The organism is Pseudomonas sp. 203-8, assembly GCF_020708595.1.
Taxonomy (GTDB): domain Bacteria; phylum Pseudomonadota; class Gammaproteobacteria; order Pseudomonadales; family Pseudomonadaceae; genus Pseudomonas; species Pseudomonas aeruginosa.
On sequence record NZ_JAJFDF010000006.1, the window covers coordinates 56,533 to 76,866 of the forward strand.

General features: G+C 67.1%; 20 protein-coding genes. 12 read left to right on the forward strand and 8 right to left on the reverse strand.

Features of this window, described 5'->3' with window-relative positions; all coding sequences use genetic code 11:
* Positions 1-128: 128 nt before the first annotated feature.
* From LJF27_RS15035 to LJF27_RS15055, 5 genes are all read left to right on the forward strand, one after another.
* Complete coding sequence (locus tag LJF27_RS15035; RefSeq protein WP_003121364.1) at positions 129-341, forward strand: DUF1127 domain-containing protein; 213 nt, start codon at positions 129-131, stop codon at positions 339-341.
* Positions 342-436: 95 nt separating this feature from the next.
* Positions 437-754, forward strand: coding sequence for a DUF2388 domain-containing protein (locus tag LJF27_RS15040; RefSeq protein ID WP_003096907.1), 318 nt, complete (start codon positions 437-439; stop codon positions 752-754).
* Positions 755-878: 124 nt separating this feature from the next.
* The gene (locus tag LJF27_RS15045) at positions 879-1,172 is read left to right on the forward strand and encodes a DUF2388 domain-containing protein (protein WP_003096909.1); all 294 of its coding nucleotides are present in this window, start codon (positions 879-881) and stop codon (positions 1,170-1,172) included.
* Positions 1,173-1,215: 43 nt separating this feature from the next.
* Entirely contained in the window at positions 1,216-1,536 is a 321-nt protein-coding gene (locus LJF27_RS15050; protein WP_003114112.1) for a DUF2388 domain-containing protein, read from the forward strand.
* On the forward strand, positions 1,533-3,491 hold the full coding sequence (locus tag LJF27_RS15055) for a DUF4105 domain-containing protein (protein ID WP_003102547.1): 1,959 nt from the start codon (positions 1,533-1,535) through the stop codon (positions 3,489-3,491). The genes LJF27_RS15050 and LJF27_RS15055 overlap by 4 nt, the downstream gene beginning before the upstream one ends.
* Before the next feature lie 107 nt (positions 3,492-3,598).
* Here the strand turns inward: LJF27_RS15055 and LJF27_RS15060 are convergent, their stop codons facing one another.
* Complete coding sequence (locus tag LJF27_RS15060; RefSeq protein ID WP_003102545.1) at positions 3,599-4,018, reverse strand: GFA family protein; 420 nt, start codon at positions 4,016-4,018, stop codon at positions 3,599-3,601.
* A 67-nt stretch (positions 4,019-4,085) separates the two neighbouring features.
* On the opposite strand from LJF27_RS15060, the gene LJF27_RS15065 reads away from it, so the two are divergent.
* The 4 genes from LJF27_RS15065 (at position 4,086) to LJF27_RS15080 (ending at position 7,758) form a co-directional block, all read left to right on the forward strand.
* Positions 4,086-5,030: an AEC family transporter gene (locus LJF27_RS15065; protein ID WP_003096914.1), complete on the forward strand. Its 945-nt coding sequence runs from the start codon at positions 4,086-4,088 to the stop codon at positions 5,028-5,030.
* The gene (locus LJF27_RS15070; RefSeq protein WP_003102543.1) at positions 5,027-5,389 is read left to right on the forward strand and encodes a DUF2388 domain-containing protein; all 363 of its coding nucleotides are present in this window, start codon (positions 5,027-5,029) and stop codon (positions 5,387-5,389) included. The genes LJF27_RS15065 and LJF27_RS15070 overlap by 4 nt, the downstream gene beginning before the upstream one ends.
* Before the next feature lie 279 nt (positions 5,390-5,668).
* A complete protein-coding gene (locus LJF27_RS15075; protein WP_003096918.1) occupies positions 5,669-6,973 on the forward strand; it encodes a CitMHS family transporter in 1,305 nt (434 codons plus the stop codon).
* A 20-nt stretch (positions 6,974-6,993) separates the two neighbouring features.
* Positions 6,994-7,758 (forward strand): TerC family protein, encoded by a 765-nt coding sequence (locus LJF27_RS15080; RefSeq protein WP_003096920.1) that lies wholly within the window; start codon positions 6,994-6,996, stop codon positions 7,756-7,758.
* Between the two features lie 5 nt (positions 7,759-7,763).
* Here the strand turns inward: LJF27_RS15080 and prfH are convergent, their stop codons facing one another.
* The 3 genes from prfH to LJF27_RS15095 all read right to left on the reverse strand — a co-directional run bounded on the left by prfH (position 7,764) and on the right by LJF27_RS15095 (position 10,682).
* On the reverse strand, positions 7,764-8,378 hold the full coding sequence (prfH, locus tag LJF27_RS15085; RefSeq protein WP_023090994.1) for a peptide chain release factor H: 615 nt from the start codon (positions 8,376-8,378) through the stop codon (positions 7,764-7,766).
* Positions 8,375-9,514 carry an RNA ligase RtcB family protein gene (locus LJF27_RS15090; RefSeq protein WP_017002424.1) on the reverse strand — a complete coding sequence of 380 codons (1,140 nt, stop codon included), beginning with the start codon at positions 9,512-9,514 and terminating at the stop codon, positions 8,375-8,377. Before LJF27_RS15090 ends, prfH begins: the two co-directional genes overlap by 4 nt.
* Positions 9,515-9,881: 367 nt before the next feature.
* Positions 9,882-10,682, reverse strand: coding sequence for a substrate-binding periplasmic protein (locus LJF27_RS15095; protein WP_003121370.1), 801 nt, complete (start codon positions 10,680-10,682; stop codon positions 9,882-9,884).
* Between the two features lie 353 nt (positions 10,683-11,035).
* Between LJF27_RS15095 and LJF27_RS15100 the strand changes: the two genes are divergently transcribed.
* Both LJF27_RS15100 and LJF27_RS15105 read left to right on the forward strand, forming a co-directional pair.
* Positions 11,036-12,784 (forward strand): Na/Pi cotransporter family protein, encoded by a 1,749-nt coding sequence (locus LJF27_RS15100; protein WP_003096931.1) that lies wholly within the window; start codon positions 11,036-11,038, stop codon positions 12,782-12,784.
* Positions 12,785-12,852: 68 nt separating this feature from the next.
* Positions 12,853-14,226, forward strand: coding sequence for a M16 family metallopeptidase (locus LJF27_RS15105; protein ID WP_023116844.1), 1,374 nt, complete (start codon positions 12,853-12,855; stop codon positions 14,224-14,226).
* A 5-nt stretch (positions 14,227-14,231) separates the two neighbouring features.
* Here LJF27_RS15105 and LJF27_RS15110 read toward each other — a convergent pair whose 3' ends face one another.
* Complete coding sequence (locus LJF27_RS15110) at positions 14,232-14,792, reverse strand: GNAT family N-acetyltransferase (RefSeq protein ID WP_003096934.1); 561 nt, start codon at positions 14,790-14,792, stop codon at positions 14,232-14,234.
* 142 nt (positions 14,793-14,934) lie between these two features.
* Complete coding sequence (locus LJF27_RS15115) at positions 14,935-16,224, reverse strand: MFS transporter (protein WP_023116845.1); 1,290 nt, start codon at positions 16,222-16,224, stop codon at positions 14,935-14,937.
* A 373-nt stretch (positions 16,225-16,597) separates the two neighbouring features.
* Between LJF27_RS15115 and LJF27_RS15120 the strand changes: the two genes are divergently transcribed.
* Positions 16,598-17,638, forward strand: a complete 1,041-nt coding sequence (locus tag LJF27_RS15120) for a DUF5924 family protein (protein ID WP_023116846.1) — start codon at positions 16,598-16,600, stop codon at positions 17,636-17,638.
* Positions 17,639-17,656: 18 nt separating this feature from the next.
* Here the strand turns inward: LJF27_RS15120 and LJF27_RS15125 are convergent, their stop codons facing one another.
* The gene (locus LJF27_RS15125; protein WP_003096953.1) at positions 17,657-18,886 is read right to left on the reverse strand and encodes a nucleoside recognition domain-containing protein; all 1,230 of its coding nucleotides are present in this window, start codon (positions 18,884-18,886) and stop codon (positions 17,657-17,659) included.
* A gap of 104 nt (positions 18,887-18,990) precedes the next feature.
* Positions 18,991-20,325, reverse strand: coding sequence for a glutamate/aspartate:proton symporter GltP (gene gltP, locus LJF27_RS15130; protein ID WP_003096956.1), 1,335 nt, complete (start codon positions 20,323-20,325; stop codon positions 18,991-18,993).
* Positions 20,326-20,334 lie beyond the last annotated feature (9 nt).

Consider the following 20,334-nt stretch of genomic DNA (forward strand, 5'->3'; position numbering starts at 1 on the left):
ACAGTTGCCGGGGCCACCGAACTGTTCCGTCCAACTCCCGCGTGGTTGCCCCTGAGCAAGCCAGCGGTCCCGGCGCATCATGAGGTTCCACACCCCGCCCCCATCCCCGGGATGGGAAGGAACGCACGATGAGGACATCCCCGCACCCGCACGCCGGGAGTTCCAGCGGTCTCCCGGCCGCCCATCCACATCTCGCCGCCCTGTTGGAAAAATTGAATTCCTGGCGACAAAACGCTCAATCGCGCAAGCATCTTGCGCAAATGTCCGAACACGACCTCGCCGACCTGGCGATCAGCCCGAGCGAACGCTACGTAGAGATTTCGAAACCTTTCTGGCGCTGAGCCGCTGGTGACGTGGCGCACAGTTGGTTAGTCTCAGCGTTGACACGGCCGCGCGGATGCGGCCGTCTACGCTGACTTCGTTCGGAGCAACTCACATGAAACGTCTGCGCCTGATCGGTGCCGCTGCCCTGCTCGCCTGCGCCTCCAGCGCGTTCGCCAGCAGCTTCGTGGTCACCACGGATACTCTGGTCCGCGCCACCGGCATGACCTCCAATGCCACTTCGGACATCACCAATTCCTTCCGCGACGACAAGATCGTCCTCGAAGCGCGCGACGACGCCGCCAGCTTCGTCGCCAGCCAGGGCGACATCCGCGGTTCGCACCTGGAAGCCGCACTGCGCCACATCCGTGGCAAGCTGCCGAGCCTGGCCGCCAACGACATGCAACTGGCCCAGGCGATCCTGACCATCTGAGTCGCCCGCCCCGCCGCCGCAGCCGCCCGGCTGCGGCGATGACCTGGCCGACCGGCCACACTGGCTCCGCGCCGCACATTCCGTTAGCCTTGGCGGCTGTTCCAGTCCTATTCCGCCCAACCCCATGCGTTACCGGTTCTCGTTGCTCTTCTGTTGCCTGCTGGCGCCCGCTGCGCACGCCTTCGATACCACGACGGCGTTCACCGCGAAGTCCCTTTACGTCACCAGCAAGCTGACCAGCACGCCGTTCGAGAACAAATTGTTACGCGATGCCCGGGGCGATGCGGCCAGCTTCGTCGCCAGCGATGGCAGCATCCGTGGTGCGCGCCTGGAAGCGGCGCTGCGCTGGTTGCGTGTCGCGCACCCCGAGCTGGCGGCCAGCGATCAGGAACTGGCCGAAGCAATTCTTGCCCAATAGGCGATCACCACCGTTCCGGAGAACCTCCATGCGCCGTAGCTCCATGCGTCATAGCCCCCTGTTCGCCGCCCTGCTGCTGGCGCTCTGCGCCACGGCCGCGGAAGCACGCTCGGTGGTCGCGACCAGCAATATCATCGTCCGCGCCCTCGACCGCAGCATCGACTTCACTTCCGACACCACCACTTCCGTGCGCGACATGAAAGTGGTCACCGAGGCGCGCGACGACGCCGCCAGTTTCGTCGCCAGCGACGGCGCCATTCGCGGCGCCCAGCTGGAAGCCGCGATGCGGACCCTGCGCAGCCGTCTGCCGGAAGCCCGGGAAGCCTCCGACCAGGTACTTGCCGAAGCCATTCTCGCCCTGTGAGGAAGGCCTGCGCCTGGCTGCTGGCGCTGGCCCTCTGCGGAGCCGGCAACGCGACGGCGGCCCTGCGCCTGAAACTCGACGCGCCTGAACTGGACCCTGCGCAGCGCGAGGCCAGCCAGCAACTCTTGGACGAAGCCGCGGACAAGTTGCCGCCGGCCTTCCGCGAACGCCTGGACCGCGAGATCGAGGTCGAGTGGCGCGACGACCTGCCCGCCAACGGCATGGGCCAGGCCCGTGGCCCGCAGCGCATCGCGCTGAACCGCAAGTACCTGGCCGATCTCACCGACGGCAGCGCCGCCAGCCGCCAGACCGGGCGCGTGCACGGCACCGAGCGGCGCGAGCTGCTGGCGACCCTGCTGCACGAGCTGACCCACGTCTACGATCGCGCGCGCCTGTGGTCGGCGGAGGAAAAACGCGAGATCCGCCGCTGCACGCGCCAGGAAGAAACCCTCGGCCGGATCGCCCAGCCCACCGATTGCCGCGGGCAGAGCGGTCGCCGCTTCACGCTCTCCGACGACCCGCGCCTGCTCGATCTCGCCGGCTGGCCGCAGCGCGCCGGCCAGCGCGGGCGGCGCGAGGCGCACAATGGCTTCGTACTGCGCAGCCCGGACGTCTACGAGCTGAGCAATCCGCGCGAGTTCGTCGCGGTGAACATGGAGTACTTCCTCCTCGATCCCAGCTACGCCTGCCGCCGCCCGGCGCTCTACCGCTACTACCAGCAACGCTTCGGCTGGGCGCCGGAACACAGTGCCTGTGCGCAGAGCTTCGCCTACCTCAACGCCGGCCGCGACTTCGGCCAGCAGCCGCTGGGCCAGCTCGACCCCGAGCGGGTCTACGAGGTCGACTACCTGCTGGCCGAGGCCAACGACAACCTGGTCAGCCGCTGGGGCCACACCATGCTCCGCCTGGTGATCTGCGCCCCCGGCCGGCCGCGTGGTCCGGACTGCCGGCTGGACCTCGACCAGCATCTGGTGCTGTCCTACCGCGCCTTCGTCGGCGACCTGCAATTGTCCAGCTGGGACGGCCTGACCGGCGCCTATCCGTCGCGCCTGTTCGTCCTGCCGCTGTCGCAGGTGATCGAGGAATACACCAAGGTCGAGCTGCGCAGCCTCGCCTCGGTGCCGCTGAAGCTGGACCGCGAGGAGGTCGCCAGCCTGGTCGAGCGCGCCGCGCAGAGTCACTGGAGCTACGACGGCCAGTACTACTTCATCTCCAACAATTGCGCGGTGGAAACCCTCAAGCTTCTGCGCAGCGGCATCCCCCGGCGACCGCTGCAAAGCCTGGACAGCATCACCCCCTACGGCGTGCTCGAGATGCTGGAGAACCGCAAGCTGGCCGATCCCAGTGTGCTCGACGACCCCAAGGAAGCCCTGCGCCTGGGCTACCGCTTCGACTCCTTCCGCGACCGCTACCAGGCGATGTTCGACGTGCTCAAGCAGCGCCTGCACATTCCCCAGGACAAGGTCGAGGACTGGCTGGCGCTGCCGGCCAGGGAGCGCCAGCCCTGGTTCGCCAAGGCCGACCTGCGCGCCAGCGCGGCGCTGCTGCTGCTCGAGCAGGCCTCGCTGCGGCGCCAGCTGCTGCTCGCCCAGGACGAGTTGAAGCGCCTGTACCTCGGCCACCTGGACAAGCCGGCCGGCGACCAGCGCCTGGAAGTGGCCGGCAAGACCTTCCAGCAGATCCTCGACGACAGCGGCTTCCTCAGTCGTCCGGCGGAACTCCTGGAGGGCGGCTACGGCCTGCCGCAGGCCGCCGAGTGGAAGCACCTGGAAGAGCAGACCCGCGAACGCCAGGCGCGCCTGCGCCGGCTCAGCGACGACCTCGACCGCGAGGTCCGCGCCCTGCTCGATCCCGAGCGCCGCGCCGAGCTGGAAGCCAACGAGGCCAACATCAAGGAGGTCGGCGCGCACCTGCGCGAGCTGCACAAGGCGGCCGGCGGGCTGATGCTGCCCTGAGGGAGGCGCCTGCAGGACGCATGGTCCCGAGCGCTCTTTCAGCGCCTCGCAGACGGCGGATAACGCTCTGCGTTATTCGCCCTACAGGTGCCACCTCCGGTCTTCGCTCACGGGTCGTCCGCTCCGGCGATGAACTCCTCGTCCTCTTCGGGCAACTGCGGGTCGAGGTGTAGCCATGGCAGGCGGCTGCCGACCCAGATGTGCCGGTTGGCGGGGGCGCGCTCGGGATGGTCGAGGCTGGCCACGGTGAAGTCCAGGGTATCGGCGCTGAGCCGGGTGAACAACGCCAGGTTGGCCCCGCAACGCGGGCAGAAGTAGCGCGTGCAGCTGGCCGACGAGGCATATTCCGCCGGTTCGCCCGCCAGCCAGCGGAACGCCGCGCGCGGCACCGTGGCCCAGGTGGTGACGATGCCGCCTGTGGTGCGCCGGCAGATCGAGCAGTGGCAGTGAGCGACATCGTCCAGCGGCGCGGCGACGGCGTAGCGCAGATAGCCGCAATGGCAACCGCCGGTATGGGTCTCGGGCATGGCGAATCCTCCTCGCGGGAGTGCCAGCATAAGCCGGACTTGCCCTGTGCCGCAGCCACCTCGCAAGATGAGCGGATTCCACTATCCGGGGGTGCCCGTGACCGCTCTGCTCTACTCCCTCTGGCCGCTGTTCGCCCTCATCGTCGGCGGTTACGCCCTGCGCCGCTGGGACTTTCCCGGCGAAGCCTTCTGGCCTGCCGCAGAACGCCTGAACTACTTCATCCTGTTTCCCGCGCTGCTGTTCAGCAACCTGGCGACCGCGCCGCTGGACGACCCCGGCCTGGCCCGCCAGGCCCTGGCCGTACTGCTCGGGCTCGGCGTCGCCTGGCTCGCCCTGCTGCTCTGCAAGCGCTGGCGCGGCTGGGACGCCGGGCGCTTCGGCGCCATCGCCCAGGGCGTATTGCGCTTCAACACCTATCTCGGCCTGGCCGCGGTCGGCAGCCTGTACGGCAAGCCGGGCCTGACCCTGGCCGCGCTGATGCTGGCGCTGATGGTGCCGACGGTGAACGTGATGTCGGTCTGGGCGCTGACCGCCGAGCGCGGCATCAGCCTGCGCGCGCTGCTGCTGCCGATCCTGAAGAACCCGCTGATCCTCGCCTGCCTCGCCGGCGCACTGGTCAACCTGGCCGGCGTCGGCCTGCCCGGCGGCAGCGATCGCCTGCTCAACCTGCTGGCGGTGGCCAGCCTGCCGCTGGGCCTGCTGTGCGTCGGCGCGGCGCTGAAACCCCAGGAACTCGGCGGCGAAGTCGCGGCCCTTGGCTGGAACTGCGCGGCGCGGCTGCTGGCGATGCCCCTGCTGGCCTTCGCCATCGCTCGCGGGCTGGGCCTGCCGAGCATGGAAAGCGCCGTGCTGGTACTGTTCTTCGCCCTGCCGACGGCGCCCACCGCCTATGTGCTGACCCGCCAACTGGGCGGCGACGGCCACCTGATGGCGGGCATCATTACCTTGCAAACGCTGCTTTCCGGCGCCACTCTGGTCGGCGTACTCCTCGTGCTGCAAGGAAGCCCATGACGACAGGACGCGTCGCCGCCGCCCTCACGGCGCTCTGCCTGCTCTGCCAACCGGCCTTCGGTTTCATCAAGGTGTTTCCCGAATTCGACGACGAACCCGGCGCCGCCACCTTCTTCTGGGCGGCCGTCACCACCGTCGGCCCGTTCATCGGCAGCACCGTCAGCGCACAGGAGTCCAGCGCTGACGAGGGCGACAAGCTCGTCCAGGCGCGGGACGACGCCGCCAGCTTCGTCGCCAGCGACGGTGCGATCCGTGGCGCGTACCTCCAGGCAGCCTTGCAGGTCCTGCGCCAGGCCCCGGAATACGCCGGGTACAGCGACCTGCAACTGGCCGCGGCGCTCCTCGCGCGGCAGCCCTGATCGACCACATATCCGAAATTACCCGCACGTTTCCCGCCGTTATCCAGCGAAAGCTGCCTGAAAGCTTCCCGCCGTAGCATCCGCCCACCACCGGCAGAAGACCGGACACGACGGCGCGCCCACGAGACGCCCGCTTACCCGTACAAAAACAACAATGGTGATTGCCATGCCCCGTTCCGCACACGCCTACAGCCGCACTCCGTCCGCGCGACGCCACCCGCCCGCCGCCTGCTGACCGCACGCCGCACGCCCGTCCGCCGTCTTCCCCGGAGTGAACCCATGCTGACCCTGCTCGCCTTCGCCATGGTGGCGACCTTCATGTTCCTGATCATGACCAAGCGCCTGTCCGCGCTGATCGCGCTGATCCTGGTCCCGATCGCCTTCGCCCTGATCGGCGGTTTCGCCGCCGGCCTCGGCCCGATGATGCTCGACGGCATCCGCACCCTGGCGCCGACCGGCGTGATGCTGATGTTCGCGATCCTCTACTTCGCCATCATGATCGACTCCGGGCTGTTCGACCCGGCGGTGCGCAAGATCCTCCGGCTGGTCAAGGGCGACCCGCTGAAGGTCTCGCTGGGCACCGCGGCGCTGGCGATGATCGTCTCCCTCGACGGCGACGGCTCGACCACCTACATGATCTGCGTGGCCGCCGTACTGCCGTTGTACAGCCGCCTGGGCATGAGCCCGCTGGTGATGGCCTGCCTGATCATGCTCTCCAGCGGCGTGCTCAACATGACCCCCTGGGGTGGCCCCACCGCCCGCGCGGCGAGTGCCCTGCACGTCGACCCGGCGGATATCTTCGTGCCGATGATCCCGGCGATGATCGCCGGGCTGCTGGCGATCTTCGCCATCGCCTGGATCTACGGCAAGCGCGAGCGCGCCCGTCTCGGCGAGCTGCACCTGCCCACCGACCATGAGGACCTGGCGGAGATCAGCGTGTCGCAGTATCCGGAGGCGCGCCGGCCCAAGCTGCTGTGGTTCAACGCTATTCTCACCGTGGTCCTGATGGCGACCCTGATCGCCGGCCTGCTGCCGATGCCGGTGCTGTTCATGATCGCCTTCGGCATCGCCATGATCGTCAACTACCCGTGCATCCAGGAGCAGAAGAAGCGCATCGGCGCACACGCCGAGAACATTCTCGCAGTGGTCTCGCTGATCTTCGCCGCCGGGGTGTTCACCGGCATCCTCTCCGGCACCGGGATGGTCGACGCCATGTCCAAGAGCCTGCTGGCGGTGATCCCGCCGGCGCTGGGCCCATACCTGGCGACCATCACCGCGCTGGTGAGCATGCCGTTCACCTTCTTCATGTCCAACGACGCCTTCTACTACGGCGTCCTGCCGATCCTCACCCAGGCCGCCGCCGAATACGGCATCACCCCGGTGGAAATGGCCCGCGCCTCGATCGTCGGCCAGCCGGTGCACCTGCTCAGCCCGCTGGTGCCCTCCACCTACCTGCTGGTGGGGCTGGCCAAGATCGACTTCGGCGACCACCAGCGCTTCACCCTGAAATGGGCCGTGCTGGTGTGCCTGGCAATCCTCGCCATGGCCCTGCTGCTGGGCCTGTTCCCCCTGTTCAGTAACTGACCGAGACGAGTGACCGCTTCATGGAATGGCTGACCAGCCCGGAAATCTGGATTGCGTTCTTCACCCTGACCGCCCTGGAGATCGTCCTCGGCATCGACAACATCATCATGATCTCGATCCTGGTCGGGCGCATGCCGAAGCACCTGCAGCCACGCACCCGCTTCTTCGGCCTGGCCCTGGCGATGGTGACGCGGATCCTGCTGTTGCTGTCGATCACCTGGGTCATGCGCCTGACCGCCGACCTCTTCCACCTGTTCGGCCAGGGCATCTCCGGACGCGACCTGATCCTGTTCTTCGGCGGCCTGTTCCTGCTCTGGAAAAGCAGCTCGGAGATCTACCAGGGCCTGGAAGGCGAGGAAGAAAGCGGCGATGAACCGAAGGGGTCGGCGGGCGGCTTCATCGGCACCATCATCCAGATCGCGATCATCGACATCGTCTTTTCCCTGGACTCGGTGATCACCGCCGTCGGCATGGTCTCCCACGTGCCGGTGATGGTCGCGGCGATCATCGTCGCGGTACTGGTGATGATGCTCTGCGCCGGCGCCATCAGCGACTTCATCGACAAGCACCCGTCGCTGAAGATGCTCGCCCTGTCGTTCCTCATCGTGGTCGGCACGGTGCTGATCGCCGAAGCCTTCGAAGTCCATGTGCCGAAGGGCTACGTCTACTTCGCCATGGCCTTCTCCCTGGCCGTGGAGGCGCTGAACATCCGCATGCGCGGCGCCGCCGCGCGCAAGCGGGGCGAAGAGCCAGTGAAGCTGCGCAAGGAAGTGCTCGGCGACTGAGCCGCTCAGGCCGGCTCGAAACGCTCGCCGCGGAATACCCGGCGAGCCGCGCCGCGACTGATCCGACCGTGGGCCTGGCGGCGCTCCGCGCGCAGCGCGTCGGCCGCGCTGCTCGCCTGGTCCGCGAGGCGCCGGGCGATCAGCAGGATCGCCAGGCGTTTGTTGGCGTGCTGGCTACGCTGGCTCTGCACCCTGACGCTGATGCCGCTGGCCAGGTGGGTGGCGCGCACCGCCGAGTCGGTGGTGTTGACATGCTGGCCGCCGGGGCCGGAAGAGCGCAGGGTCTCGAAACGGATCTCGCCCTCCAGACTGGCCGGCGGCGCGGCGAAGCGCTCCGCGCCGATGAACCAGTTCTTGCGCGCATTCCTTGCCCGGTAGGGGCTGGGGCAGATCCATTGGATACCGCCGCACCAGCGCTCGGCGAGCGCTTCGGCGGCAGTGCCGCGCAGCCCCAGGAGCAGCGAACGCCAGGTGCGCGGACGCTCGCCGGCCACCTCCTCGATTACCTCGACCTCGACGCCGGCTTGCGCCGCCTCGAGGCACAGCCGCTCGAACGCCTTCGCCACCGCCAGGCAGCATTCCGCCGGCCCCTGGGCCGCGGAGAGTTGCAGCAGGATCATCGGCAGCACTCCCCACGGGTCTTGTAGGTCAGCACCGGCTTCAGGCGGGCGACCAGGCGCAGCAGGCCGGCTTCGAGCAGCGCGCCGACCACCGAGTCGATACCCTTGTAGGCTTCCGGCGCTTCCTCGTAGATCAGTTGGCGGTCGCCACAGATCACCCTGCTGCCAAGGCGCGTACGGCCCAACTGGTCGACGCTGAAGCGCGCCGCCAGACGCTCCCGACACTCGCCGCGCTGCCATTTGCGACCGGCGCCGTGGGCCAGGGAGAACAGGCTCTGCGCGCTCGGCACAGGCTCCACCAGGTAGCTGTAGTCGCCGCGCGAACCGGGGATCACCAGCACGCCCTGGTCGGCCGGGGTGGCGCCCTTGCGGTGCAGCCAGCCGTCGACGCCATCGACCTGTGCCGGCACCACCAGGTTGTGGTTGATGTCGAGCAGTTCCAGGCCGTCGCAGCGCAAGCGTTCGAGAATGCGCCGGGCGATGAGCTGGCGGTTACCCTCGGCGAAGCGCAGCGCATCGGCGTGGCGCGCCAGGTAGGCGGAAGCTTCCAGGCTGCCGTCGAGCAGGCCGGCGTGGCCGTGCAGGCTGACATGCTCTTGCAGGATCGCCTGGCCGAGCCCGCGCGAGCCGCTGTGCACCAGCAGTTGCAGGCGATCGGCATCGAGGCCGAGGGCGTGCAGGGCAGCCTGGTCGAACACCGTCTCGACCTGCTGTAGTTCGGCGAAGTGATTGCCGCCACCGATCGTGCCGAGCGCGCGCCAGTGCTCGCGGGCCGGCAGCTCCAGGGCTTCGATGCAGTCGCTCCAGGTCTCGTCCAGCGGCAGGTCGAGATTGCCCAGGCGCTTTTCCAGTTTGTCCGCCGACAGCTTGCCGGGGGCCAGGCCGGTTTCCCACAGGGCCATGCCACAGCCGATGTCGTTGCCGACCAGCGCCGGATAGAAGCGACCGACGGAGAAGAACGCCGCGCCGACCGGATAGCCGCGGCCGGGATGCAGGTCCGGGAGACCGACGACGCGGCACATGCCGTCCAGTTCGGCGGTGGTTTGCAGTTGCTGGATCGCCTTGCCTTCGATCCAGGTGCTGTCCGAGGCGATCAGTGCGACGCCCGCGGACAAAGGCTTGATGTAGTTGCCCATAATCCAATCCATGTGATTGAAACGGTAGATCCGGGGGGCAGACCGAAGCCGAGCGGGCACTCGCGGAAGGGCGAAGGGCGTCTAACGGAGAAGTGAAAACCTGGGGAGCGGTGACCGCGGCAGCCGATGACCTCTCGCCGGAAGCTTGCGCGGACGCAAGGGCGGGAATCGTTCAGCGGTGCAGGGGGTCGAGCGGTAGGTTTCGGTGGCCGTTAGGCCAGGCGCAGCCTGCAAAGGGTAGAGAACTGAATCATCGATGTAACCTCCTTTGCGGTGCGTAAGTGGGGGAAATGAAGGGCGAATCCTAGGCGTTTCATTCCCACCGCGCAAGCCCCGGAAAGGCTTCGCGATGGAAATGAGCGGCGCATCACTGCGCCGAAAGAGCCTGCACGGCGCCGGGCACCTCGCTGTTCCAGCGCTGGTAGAGCGCCCGCAGCTCGCCGGACGCCGCCATCTGCCGTACCCGCGCGTCGTAGACCTCGCGCAGGAGCCGGCCGCTGGCGCTGTCGGCGAAGGTCATGAAGGACTCCTTGCCGGGCGGCAGTTGCGCGATCGGGTAGGCGTCGGCCGGCAGATGCGCTTCGCTGCGCTGCTTTTCCAGTTCGTCCGGCTCGTCGAGGAAGAAATCCAGCTCGCCGTTCTGGACCTGCTCGGTGCAACGCTCGGGGCGGACGCACTCGACCAGGGTGAAGTCGCGCTGCTCCGCGGGGATCAGGTTGTAGCTGTGGCGCCAGCCGACGCGCTTGCCGGTGAGGCTGGCGCGGCCGGAAAAGGGCGTCTTCGCCGCATGCATCACGCCGTGGTACTCGATGTCGATCGGCAACTGGGCGTACAGCTTGCCCTCAACGCCGGGGATCTCGCCCGGCACGCCATCGACCATGGAGCCCGCGGTCATCAGCTTGTTGGCGCGGTTCCAGGGCATGTTGATGAATTTCACGTCGAGCCCGTAGGGCGCATAGACCTGCTTCAGCAGGTCCCAGTACAGACCGCTGCCGTCGGCGTTGGTATAGCCTTCCCAGGCCGGCGCGGCGAAGGTCGCCTTGCGGATGTGCGCCTGCTCCAGGCTATCGCCCAGCGCATCGGCCTGAACCACCGGCGCTCCCCCTACCCCGAGCGCCAACACCGCTGCCGAGAGGCAGCCACTGATCCCCGAAAATCGCATCCGCACCACTCCTCTGTATCCCTCTAGACCGGGGCTTTTTAAAAGGTGCAAAGGATACCCTTCCTGTCGGCTAATTCCATGGCCTGTGGCGCAAACGCATGCATCGAACGGAAGGCGAAAAAATCCTCGCCGTTTCGCGGCGCGCACGCTTGAATGAAGGGTAGGCGCCCTGCCGCTCGGGCTGCCGAGACGAACTCCCGCGGGGGGCGCCTGTCCAAATATGACGTTCGTGTTACAACTCGCCTGAACGCTGCCTTTCCATCGTGGCCGTTGGCGCCGTTGTCCGGGCTCCGCGGCGCAACGCACGCGGAACCTGGCGCGAGGTTGGCCATTCGTCGTAGTGCCAGGGGGGCCACGCCATGCTGAAACTGCTCGACCTGCTCTCTGCCGTCGCCCTGCTGGTGTGGGGCACGCATATCGTCCGCACCGGAATCCTCCGGGTCTACGGCGCCGACCTGCGGCGCATCCTCAGTCGCAGCGTGGAAAAACGCCCGCTGGCGTTCGCCGCCGGCATCGGCGTCACCGCCCTGGTGCAAAGCAGCAACGCCACCGCCCTGCTGGCCACCTCCTTCGTCGCCCAGGGCCTGATGGCACTGGCGCCGGCCCTGGCGATCATGCTCGGCGCCGATGTCGGCACCGCGCTGATGGCGCGGGTGCTGACCCTCGACCTGTCGTGGCTTTCGCCATTGCTGATCTTCTTCGGCGTGATTTTCTTCCTCAGCCGCAAACAGACCCGCCTCGGCCAGCTCGGCCGGGTATTCATCGGCCTCGGCCTGATCATCCTGGCGCTCCAGCTGATCGTCGCCGCCGCCGAGCCGATGACCCAAGCCAAGGGCGTCAAGGTACTGTTTTCCAGCCTGACCGGCGACATCATGCTCGACGCGCTGACCGGCGCGTTGTTCGCCATGATTTCCTATTCCAGCCTGGCCGCCGTGCTGCTTACCGCGACCCTCGCCGCGTCCAAGGTGATCTCGCTGAAAGTCGCGCTGTGCCTGGTGGTCGGCGCCAACCTCGGCAGCGGCATCCTGGCCATGCTCAGCGCCACCGCGCAAAACGCCGCCGGTCGCCGGGTGGCCCTCGGCAGCCTGTTGTTCAAGGTCGCCGGCTGCCTGCTGGTGCTGCCCCTGGTGGGGCCGCTGGCGGACTGGATGGATCATTGGCAGTTCAGCACAGCCGAACTGGTGATCGCCTTCCACGTGCTCTACAACGCCGCGCGCTGCCTCGCCTGCCTGCCGCTGACCAACGCCATGGCCAGCTTCTGCACCCGTGTGATGCCCGACCGTGCCCTTCCCGACGACGTCGCCCGGCCGCGCCATCTCGACCCCGCCGCCCTCGACACGCCGAGCCTGGCGCTGGCCAACGCGGTGCGCGAGACCCTGCGCATGGGCGACACCGTCGAGCAGATGCTGAACAATCTGATGCAGATCATCCGCGGCGGCGATCCGCTGCTCGGCAAGGACATCCGCAAGCTCGACGACGACGTCGACGCCCTCTACACCGCGATCAAGCTGTATCTGGCAAGGATGCCGCGCGAGGACCTGTCCGAACGCGACAGCCGGCGCTGGGCGGAGATCATCGAGCTGGCGATCAACCTGGAGCAGGCCGGCGACATCATCGAGCACATGCTCGCCGCCGTGCAGGACAAGAAGACCTCGCGCAGCCGCTCGTTCTCCGACACCGGCCTGGAAGAGATCGGCACCTTGTACCAGCAGTTGGTCTCCAACCTGCGCCTGGGTCTCTCGGTGTTCCTCAACGGCGACCTCGACAGCGCCAAGCGCCTGCGCCGGGCCAAGCAGCGCTTCCGTCTGCAGGAACGGCGCTACGCCCATGCCCATGTCGACCGCCTGCACCAGCAGGTGGTACAGAGCATCGAGACCAGCTCGCTGCACCTGGACCTGATCAGCGACATGAAGCGTCTCAACTCGCTGTTCTGCGCCATCGCCTACGCCGTGCTGGACAATCCAGACGCGCCGAGCAGCGCGGCCGACGAGGGCACTCGGCGGGACGAGGACGACTGGGCCGACGAAGTCGACGACATGACCTCGGCGCCGCTGGCCGAGCCAGCGCTCGCCGAGGAGCGAGCGGAAACGCGCCGTTCGCGACATTAGCCGTTCTGCGGGTAGGTTCGTCATGAAGCATCCGCTATTCTCGGTATTTTTAGTTCCAGGCTCGGCCCATGCGTTCGTTGTCCACCCTGCTGCTGTTCTGCCTGCTCTGCCCCTGGTCGTACGCCGACCAGCGCAGCGAGGTCGAAGCCTTCCAGCTGGAAAACGGCATGGGCGTGCTGCTCAAGCCCACCGAGCAGCACCGACACGTCTCGATCCGGCTGGTGGTGGGGGTCGGTTTCGCCGACTTCTCGTGCCGTGAAAAGCAGCTGCCGCACCTGCTCGAGCACCTGTTCTTCAGCGGCCTGGACGGCGGCGACGAGGCCGACCTGGAAGCCCGCATGCAGGCCCTCGGCGGACAATGGAACGCCTACACCAGCGAAGGCGACACCACCTTCGTCATCGAGGCACCTGCCGCCACCCAGCGGCAGGTCCTCGACCTGCTGCTGGACACCATCACCCGCACCGAACTGGACGAGCCGCGCATCGCCGCCGCCAAGCGAGTGATCGAGCGCGAAGGCGGCGGCCATTACTCGCACCTGCAGCGCTGGCTCGACCGCGAGAACCTGGGCCGTGGCGCCATGGACCAACTGGCGGTGGAACTGGGCCTGGCCTGCTCCCAGCGCGCGCCGCTGGCGCCGCTTGGCGCGGAGCAGCTGGAGCGGCTGCGCAGCGACTGGTACGTACCGGGCAACATGACCCTGATTCTGGTCGGTGACCTCGATCCGCGCCTGCCGGCCTATCTGACCCGGACCTTCGGCACCCTGGAAGACCACGAGCTCCCCGAGCGCCGCGAGCTGCCGGCGGCCAACGGGCATGCCGAGGCCAGGCGCACCCTGATCACCCGGCCATTCGGCGAGGGTGCGATGCTGCACTGGGTCTATCCGGAGCCGGACGACGCCGACCCGGACGCCATGGTCCTGCTCCAGGCCTATATGAACGACGCGCTGTACGCCGACCTGCGTGTGCGTCGCGGACTCACCTACGGGCCATCGACCGATCGCCAGGTGTTCGCCAACCAGGGCTTCTTCAGCCTCGACGCGGATGTCGAGCGCAGCGACCTACCCGCCACCGAGGCCGCCCTGCGCGAGTTGCTCGGCGGCATCCGCCAGCATGGCCTGGACCCGGGGCGTTTCAAGCGGGTGCAATTCGCCGAGCGCGCCAGGCTGGCCTGGAGCACCCAGGGCAACGCGGCGCTGGCGGACTATTACTGGGGCTCGCTGGCCGACTACGAGGACGGCCATTTCCCCAATGAGGAGCGCCGCCTGGCGAAGGTCAGCCTGCAACAGGCGAACGCGCTGGCGAAGCGGCTGTTCGACGGCGAAGGCTACCTGCGCATCGAAAAGCCGCTATTCGACGACGACATGCTCTACCCATTGCTGCTCGCCGCCGGTCTCCTGGCCAGCGGCCTGCTCTGGTTCGGCCTGCGCCGCCGGCGCGCCTGACCGGGCTACAGGGCCAGGCGGTGGATGACCTGGGTCGAGTCGTCCGGGTCGCGCTGGCCGACGAAGCCCAGTGCGCAACAAAGGTCGCGCATCGCCCGGTTGGCCGCCGAGTCCACCGAATACATCTGGCGGAAGCCGTTGCGCCGCGCCACGTCGATCAGATGGCGCATCAGCACGGCGTCGAGGCCCAGACCCTGGTAGTCGTCGGCGATGGTTACCGCGCATTCGCACTGCCCTTCCTCGCAGCAGGCGGCGTAGCGGCTGATCCCGACCTCGCGCAGCTCACCGTCCTCGTGCACCAGGGCAACGAAGGCCATACTCTGCTGGTAGTCGATGTCCATCAGTTGATCGAGCAGCGCCGGGCTGGCTTCCTTGATCTCGCCGAGGAAGCGGAAGTGGCGGGTCGCCGGGGACAGCCGGTTGATGAACTGGCGTTCGCGCTCCCGGTCCTCCTCGCGCAGGGGACGGATCAGCACGTGGCGGCCATCGTCGAGGGACTCGACCCAATGGTCGCCCTCTACCGCCGCGAACGCGGAAGACCGGCTGGCATTTTGTACATTGGACATGATGCGATCTCCAGGAAGGGAAGGAAGTCGGTACAACCACTTCCTTCCTGTCTACGCGGTTTGGCGCAGCTCCGGTTGATCGACATCAACGCCGCCGCCGCAGCCCCGGCGGGAGCCGACGCACGGCATGCGGCGAAACGCCTCAGGCGTTGGCCAGCTCGGCCTCGGCGATCTCCTTGCCGCGCCGGCGGAACAGTACCAGGGTGGCGAGCAGCCCCAGCAGCGCCGCGCCACTGAGCCAGATGCCCGGGGCCGCGCGGTTGTCCAGGGTGTGGATCAGCCAGGTGCAGACCGCCGGGGTGAAACCACCGAAGGTCGCCGTAGCCAGGCTGTAGGCGAGGGAGAAACCGGTAGTGCGCACGTCCGCCGGCATCACCTCGGTCAACGCCACCACCATCGCGCCGTTGTAGCTGCTGTAGAGGAACGACAGCCACAACTCGACGCCGAGCAGGCCGGCGAAACTCGGCTCGCGGACCAGCCAGGACAGCGCCGGGTAGGCGGTCAGCAGTGCCAGCGAGGAGGCACCCAGCAACAATGGCTTGCGCCCGATGCGGTCGGAGAACGCGCCCATCACCGGCAGCCAGATGAAGTTGGACAGGCCGATGCACATGGTCACCAGCAGGCTGTCGAGGTCCGACAGTTGCAGTTCGTTCTTGCCGAAGGTCGGCGTGTAGGCGGTGATCAGGTAGAACGATACGGTGGTCATCACCACCATCGCGGTACCGGCCAGCACTACGCCGAAGTTCTGCCCGATGGAGCGCAGCACCTGCGACAGCGACGGTCGGTGGGTGCGCGCCTCGAACTCCGGCGTTTCCTCCAGCGAGCGACGGATGACGAACAGCGCCGGAACGATCAGGCAGCCGATGAAGAACGGCACGCGCCAGCCCCATTCGCCCATGTCCTGCGGGCTCAGCCACTGGTTGAGGAGCACGCCGAGCAGGCCGGCGAAAACCACCGCGACCTGCTGGCTGGCCGACTGCCAACTGACGAAGAAGCCTTTGCGTCCTGGCGTGGCGATCTCCGACAGGTAGACCGAAACCCCTCCCAGCTCGACGCCGGCGGAAAAACCCTGCAGGAGCCGGCCGAACAGCACCAGCAACGGCGCCGCCACGCCCAGCGTGGCATAGCCGGGAACGAAGGCGATCAGCAGGGTGCCCATGGCCATCAGGCCGAGGGTGATGATCAGGCCCTGGCGGCGGCCGTGGCGATCGATGTAGGCGCCCAGGAACACCGCACCCAGCGGCCGCATCAGGAAGCCGGCGCCAAAGGTGGCGAGGGACAGCATCAGGGAGGCGAACGGGTTGTCGCCGAGGAAGAAGGTCTTGGCGATGGCGGTGGCGTAGAAGCCATACACCATGAAGTCGTACATCTCGAGGAAGTTGCCACTGACCACACGGAAAATGGCGACACCTTTGGATTTATTAGAGGCCATGGGACACACACTCAGGCAGACACGGGGAAGCGGTCCATGGCGGCGTCGATGGCCACGCAGGCGGGTACGTCATCCATCGACCGAGTTGTAACCATATGTGTAAAAACTCCTGTCGAACAATCTAAAATTGCCCGAAAGGTGCGAATTGAAGGGGTTTGAAAGACTGTCGAAAGCTTCGCGACCATCGGTCGGGAAAGCGACGCCTTTTTCCCTGGTCGACCTCCAGAAAGGAGAGCGGAGCCTCTGTCGGGCGAAGGAAACATTCGCCACGCGGCAGCTGTCCTTCGTTCATACCCAGGAAACCCGGCCGGGGTTATGCTGCGCGCCCCGGCCGGCTGGCCGAGCAGCTCCGATCGAGAACCCGCTGGTCCCCATGCCCAACCAACAACGCCCCGTCCTCAAGGCCCGCCTGGAGCAACTGATCGCCCTGGTCGGCGGCCTGATGGCCCGCTATCCGCGCACCATCGCCCTGTTCGGCTTCTGTTCGGGCGTGTTCAGTTTCATCATGGTCGACCGGCAGAAGGGCTTCGCCCAGGTGCTGGCGATCATCATGCTGGTCAGCTGGGTCTGGTTGATCCTCGAGAACCTCCTGCGGGAGACCTTCGCCCGCCGCTTCGGCTGGGAGATCCCGGCGCCGCTGCTGCGCTACGCGACCCAACTGATCCACCAGGAAAGCCTGTTCTTCGTCCTCCCGTTCTTTCTCATCACCACCACCTGGAACAGCGGTCAGGCGCTGTTCACAGGGACGCTGGCCGCCGCGGCGCTGATCTCCATCACCGATCCGCTCTACTATCGCTGGCTGTCCAGGCGTCGCTGGGTGTTCCTCGCCTACCACACCCTGACCCTGTTCGCGGTGTTGCTGACCTCGCTGCCGATCCTGCTGCACCTGACCACCCCGGAAAGCTACCGGTTGTCGCTGGGCATCGCCGTCGTGCTGTCCTTCCCCAGCCTGCTCGTGACCTTCCCGCTACAGCACTGGTGGCGCGGCTTCCTGCTTCTCGGCCTGACCCTGGCGGTGGGCCTGGCCGGATGGTTCGGCCGCACCTGGGTACCGCCGGCCACCCTGTGGCTGACCGAAGTGGCGGTGAGCAGCCAGTTCGACGACCAGAGCCGCACGCCCGGCGACAGCCTGGAGCAGATCGGCGCCAGCCAGTTGCGCAGCCAGGGCCTGTTCGCCTATACCGCGATCAACGCGCCGCGCGGCCTCGACGAGCGCATCTATCACGTGTGGATGTTCAACGGGAAGGAGTTCGACCGCATCGCCCTGGATATCCACGGCGGCCGCAAGGAGGGCTACCGGGCCTGGACCCACAAGCAGAACTTCCCCGGCGACCCGGTCGGCCACTGGCAGGTGAAGGTACTCACCGAGGCCGGACAGATGATCGGCACCCTGCGCTTCGACGTCACCCAGTGACGTCGAAGCCTGGCGACCTCAGGCGAAGAACCAGTAGCACACGCCGATGGAGGCGATGACCCCGGCCAGGTCCGCGGTCAGCGCGCAGCCCACCGCGTGGCGCGCGCGCTGCAGGCCGACCGAGCCGAAATAGACGGCGAGCACGTAGAAGGTGGTCTCGGTACTGCCCTGCACGGTGGCGGCGACCAGCGCCGGGAAACTGTCGACGCCGTGGGTCTGCATGGTCTCCAGCAGCATCGCCCGCGCCGCGCTGCCGGAGAACGGCTTGACCAGCGCGGTGGGCAGCGCCTCGACGAAGCGGCTGTCCCAGCCCAGCCCCTCGACCGCCCAGCGTATCCCGCCGAGTACCACTTCCAGCGCCCCGGAGGCGCGCAGCACGCCAACCGCGCAAAGCATCGCGACCAGGTAGGGCAACAGGTTCCTGGCGACGTCGAAACCTTCCTTCGCCCCCTCCACGAAGCTCTCGTAGACCGGCACCTTCTTCAGCGCGCCGACGATCAGGAACAGCACGATCAGGCTGAACAGCGTCAGGTTGCCCAGCAGCGAGGACAGCTGCGCCAGCGCGGTGGCCGAGAGCGTGCCGAGCACCGCCATGAAGCCGGCCAGCAGCAACGCGCCGGGGATCAGGTAGGCCAGCACCACCGGGTCCCACAGGCGCAGGCGCTGCATCAGCGCCACCGACAGCAGGCCGGCCAGGGTCGAGGCGCTGGTGGCCAGGAGGATCGGCAGGAATACCAGGGTCGGATCGGCCGCGCCCTGCTGCGCGCGGTACATGAAGATAGTCACCGGCAGCAGGGTCAGGGACGAGGCGTTGAGCACCAGGAAGAGGATCTGCGCATTGCTCGCGGTGGTGCTGCTGGGATTGAGCTCCTGCAACGCCTTCATCGCCTTCAGGCCGATCGGCGTGGCGGCGTTGTCCAGACCCAGGCCATTGGCGGCGAAGTTCAGGGTGATCAGGCCGATCGCCGGATGCCCCGGCGGCACTTCCGGCATCAGCCGGCGGAACAACGGACCGAGCAGCACCGCCAGGCGCTCCACCAGCCCGGCCTTCTCGGCGATGCGCAGGAAGCCGAGCCAGAGCGTCAGGGTGCCGAACAGCAGGACCATCACCTCGACCGCCAGCTTGGCCATGGCGAACAGGCTCTCCACCATCGCCGCGAACACCGTCGCATCGCCGCCGATCAACCAGCGCGCCAGCGCACTCGCCGCCGCCACCAGGAAAAAACCCAACCACAAGCCGTTCAGCATTCAGAATCCCCCGCGTTGCGCGGATGATAGCGGCGCAGGCGGTGCCGGCGCCAGAAACGCCGAGGCCCCGGACGATGCCGGGGCCTCCTGGGCGGGAAGCCGCCTTATTCGAGGGTGGCCTGCTTGCCCTTGGCTTCGCCGACCGCCTGCCGCAGGTGCGGCAGCGAATCCCAGTAGCGCTGGCCCTTGGCCGCGTCGTACATGCCTTCCCACTTGGAGATGACCAGCACCGCGAGGGCATTGCCGATCACGTTGAGGGCGGTGCGCGCCATGTCCATGATGCGGTCCACGCCGGCGATGAAGGCCAGGCCCTCGAGCGGGATGCCGACGCTGCCCAGGGTGGCGAGCAGCACCACGAAGGATACGCCCGGCACGCCGGCGATACCCTTGGAGGTCACCATCAGGGTCAGCACCAGCATGATCTGCTGGCCGATGGACAGGTCGATGCCGTAAAGCTGCGCGATGAAGATCGCCGCGATGCTCTGGTACAGGGTCGAGCCATCGAGGTTGAAGGAGTAGCCGGTGGGCACCACGAAGCTGCTGATCGCCTTCGGCGCGCCGTAGGCTTCCATTTTCTCGATGATGCGCGGCAGCACGGTTTCCGAGCTGGCGGTGGAATAGGCGAGGACCAGGTCGTCCTTGAAGATGCGGATCAGGCGCATGATCGAGAAGCCGAACATCCGCGCGATCAGGCCCAGCACCACCAGGGCGAAGAAGACGATGGCCACGTAGACCAGGATCACCAGCTTGGCCAGCGGCAGCAGCGAGGCGAAGCCGAAGTTGGCGACGGTCACCGCGATCAGGGCGAAGACACCGATAGGGGCGTACTTCATGATCATGTGGGTGACCTTGAACATGGTCTCGGAAACGCCCTGGAACACCTTCACCAGCGGCTCGCGCAGGTCGTTGGGCAGGCTCGACAGGCCGAGGCCGAACATCACCGAGAAGAAGATGATCGGCAGCATCTCGCCACGGGCGATGGCGGCGAAGACGTTGGAGGGAATCAGGTTGAGGATGGTCGCGATGAACGCATGGTCATGCTGCACTTCCTGGGTGGTCTTCTGGTACTGGGAAATGTCCACGGTACCCAGGGTGCTCATGTCGATGCCGGTGCCGGGCTGGAACAGGTTGGCCAGCAGCAGGCCGACGACGATGGCGACGGTGGTGACGATCTCGAAGTAGATGATGGTCTTCAGGCCGATGCGGCCAAGCTTCTTCGCGTCGCCGACGCCGGCGATGCCGACCACCAGCGAGGAAATCACGATCGGCACCACGATCATCTTGATCAGACGGATGAAGATGTCGCCGGCCGGTTGCAGCACGTTGGCGATCCACCAGGCCTTTTCGGCGCTGAAATGGTTGAGCACTGCGCCGACGGCGATACCGAGTGCCAGACCGATCACGATCTGCCAGGCGAGGCTTAGCTTGGCTTTACCCATGTTTCGTCA

Excerpts from the sequence above, each read along its gene's own strand:
- LJF27_RS15035 (WP_003121364.1), top strand. The coding sequence starts at position 129 with ATGAGGACATCCCCGCACCCGCACGCCGGGAGTTCCAGCGGTCTCCCG.
- LJF27_RS15040 (WP_003096907.1), top strand. The coding sequence starts at position 437 with ATGAAACGTCTGCGCCTGATCGGTGCCGCTGCCCTGCTCGCCTGCGCC.
- LJF27_RS15045 (WP_003096909.1), top strand. The coding sequence starts at position 879 with ATGCGTTACCGGTTCTCGTTGCTCTTCTGTTGCCTGCTGGCGCCCGCT.
- LJF27_RS15050 (WP_003114112.1), top strand. The coding sequence starts at position 1,216 with ATGCGTCATAGCCCCCTGTTCGCCGCCCTGCTGCTGGCGCTCTGCGCC.
- LJF27_RS15060 (WP_003102545.1), bottom strand. The coding sequence starts at position 4,018 with ATGCCCGAGACCCATACCGGCGGTTGCCATTGCGGCTATCTGCGCTAC.
- LJF27_RS15065 (WP_003096914.1), top strand. The coding sequence starts at position 4,086 with ATGAGCGGATTCCACTATCCGGGGGTGCCCGTGACCGCTCTGCTCTAC.
- LJF27_RS15070 (WP_003102543.1), top strand. The coding sequence starts at position 5,027 with ATGACGACAGGACGCGTCGCCGCCGCCCTCACGGCGCTCTGCCTGCTC.
- LJF27_RS15075 (WP_003096918.1), top strand. The coding sequence starts at position 5,669 with ATGCTGACCCTGCTCGCCTTCGCCATGGTGGCGACCTTCATGTTCCTG.
- LJF27_RS15080 (WP_003096920.1), top strand. The coding sequence starts at position 6,994 with ATGGAATGGCTGACCAGCCCGGAAATCTGGATTGCGTTCTTCACCCTG.
- prfH (WP_023090994.1), bottom strand. The coding sequence starts at position 8,378 with ATGATCCTGCTGCAACTCTCCGCGGCCCAGGGGCCGGCGGAATGCTGC.
- LJF27_RS15090 (WP_017002424.1), bottom strand. The coding sequence starts at position 9,514 with ATGGGCAACTACATCAAGCCTTTGTCCGCGGGCGTCGCACTGATCGCC.
- LJF27_RS15100 (WP_003096931.1), top strand. The coding sequence starts at position 11,036 with ATGCTGAAACTGCTCGACCTGCTCTCTGCCGTCGCCCTGCTGGTGTGG.
- LJF27_RS15105 (WP_023116844.1), top strand. The coding sequence starts at position 12,853 with ATGCGTTCGTTGTCCACCCTGCTGCTGTTCTGCCTGCTCTGCCCCTGG.
- LJF27_RS15110 (WP_003096934.1), bottom strand. The coding sequence starts at position 14,792 with ATGTCCAATGTACAAAATGCCAGCCGGTCTTCCGCGTTCGCGGCGGTA.
- LJF27_RS15115 (WP_023116845.1), bottom strand. The coding sequence starts at position 16,224 with ATGGCCTCTAATAAATCCAAAGGTGTCGCCATTTTCCGTGTGGTCAGT.
- LJF27_RS15120 (WP_023116846.1), top strand. The coding sequence starts at position 16,598 with ATGCCCAACCAACAACGCCCCGTCCTCAAGGCCCGCCTGGAGCAACTG.
- LJF27_RS15125 (WP_003096953.1), bottom strand. The coding sequence starts at position 18,886 with ATGCTGAACGGCTTGTGGTTGGGTTTTTTCCTGGTGGCGGCGGCGAGT.
- gltP (WP_003096956.1), bottom strand. The coding sequence starts at position 20,325 with ATGGGTAAAGCCAAGCTAAGCCTCGCCTGGCAGATCGTGATCGGTCTG.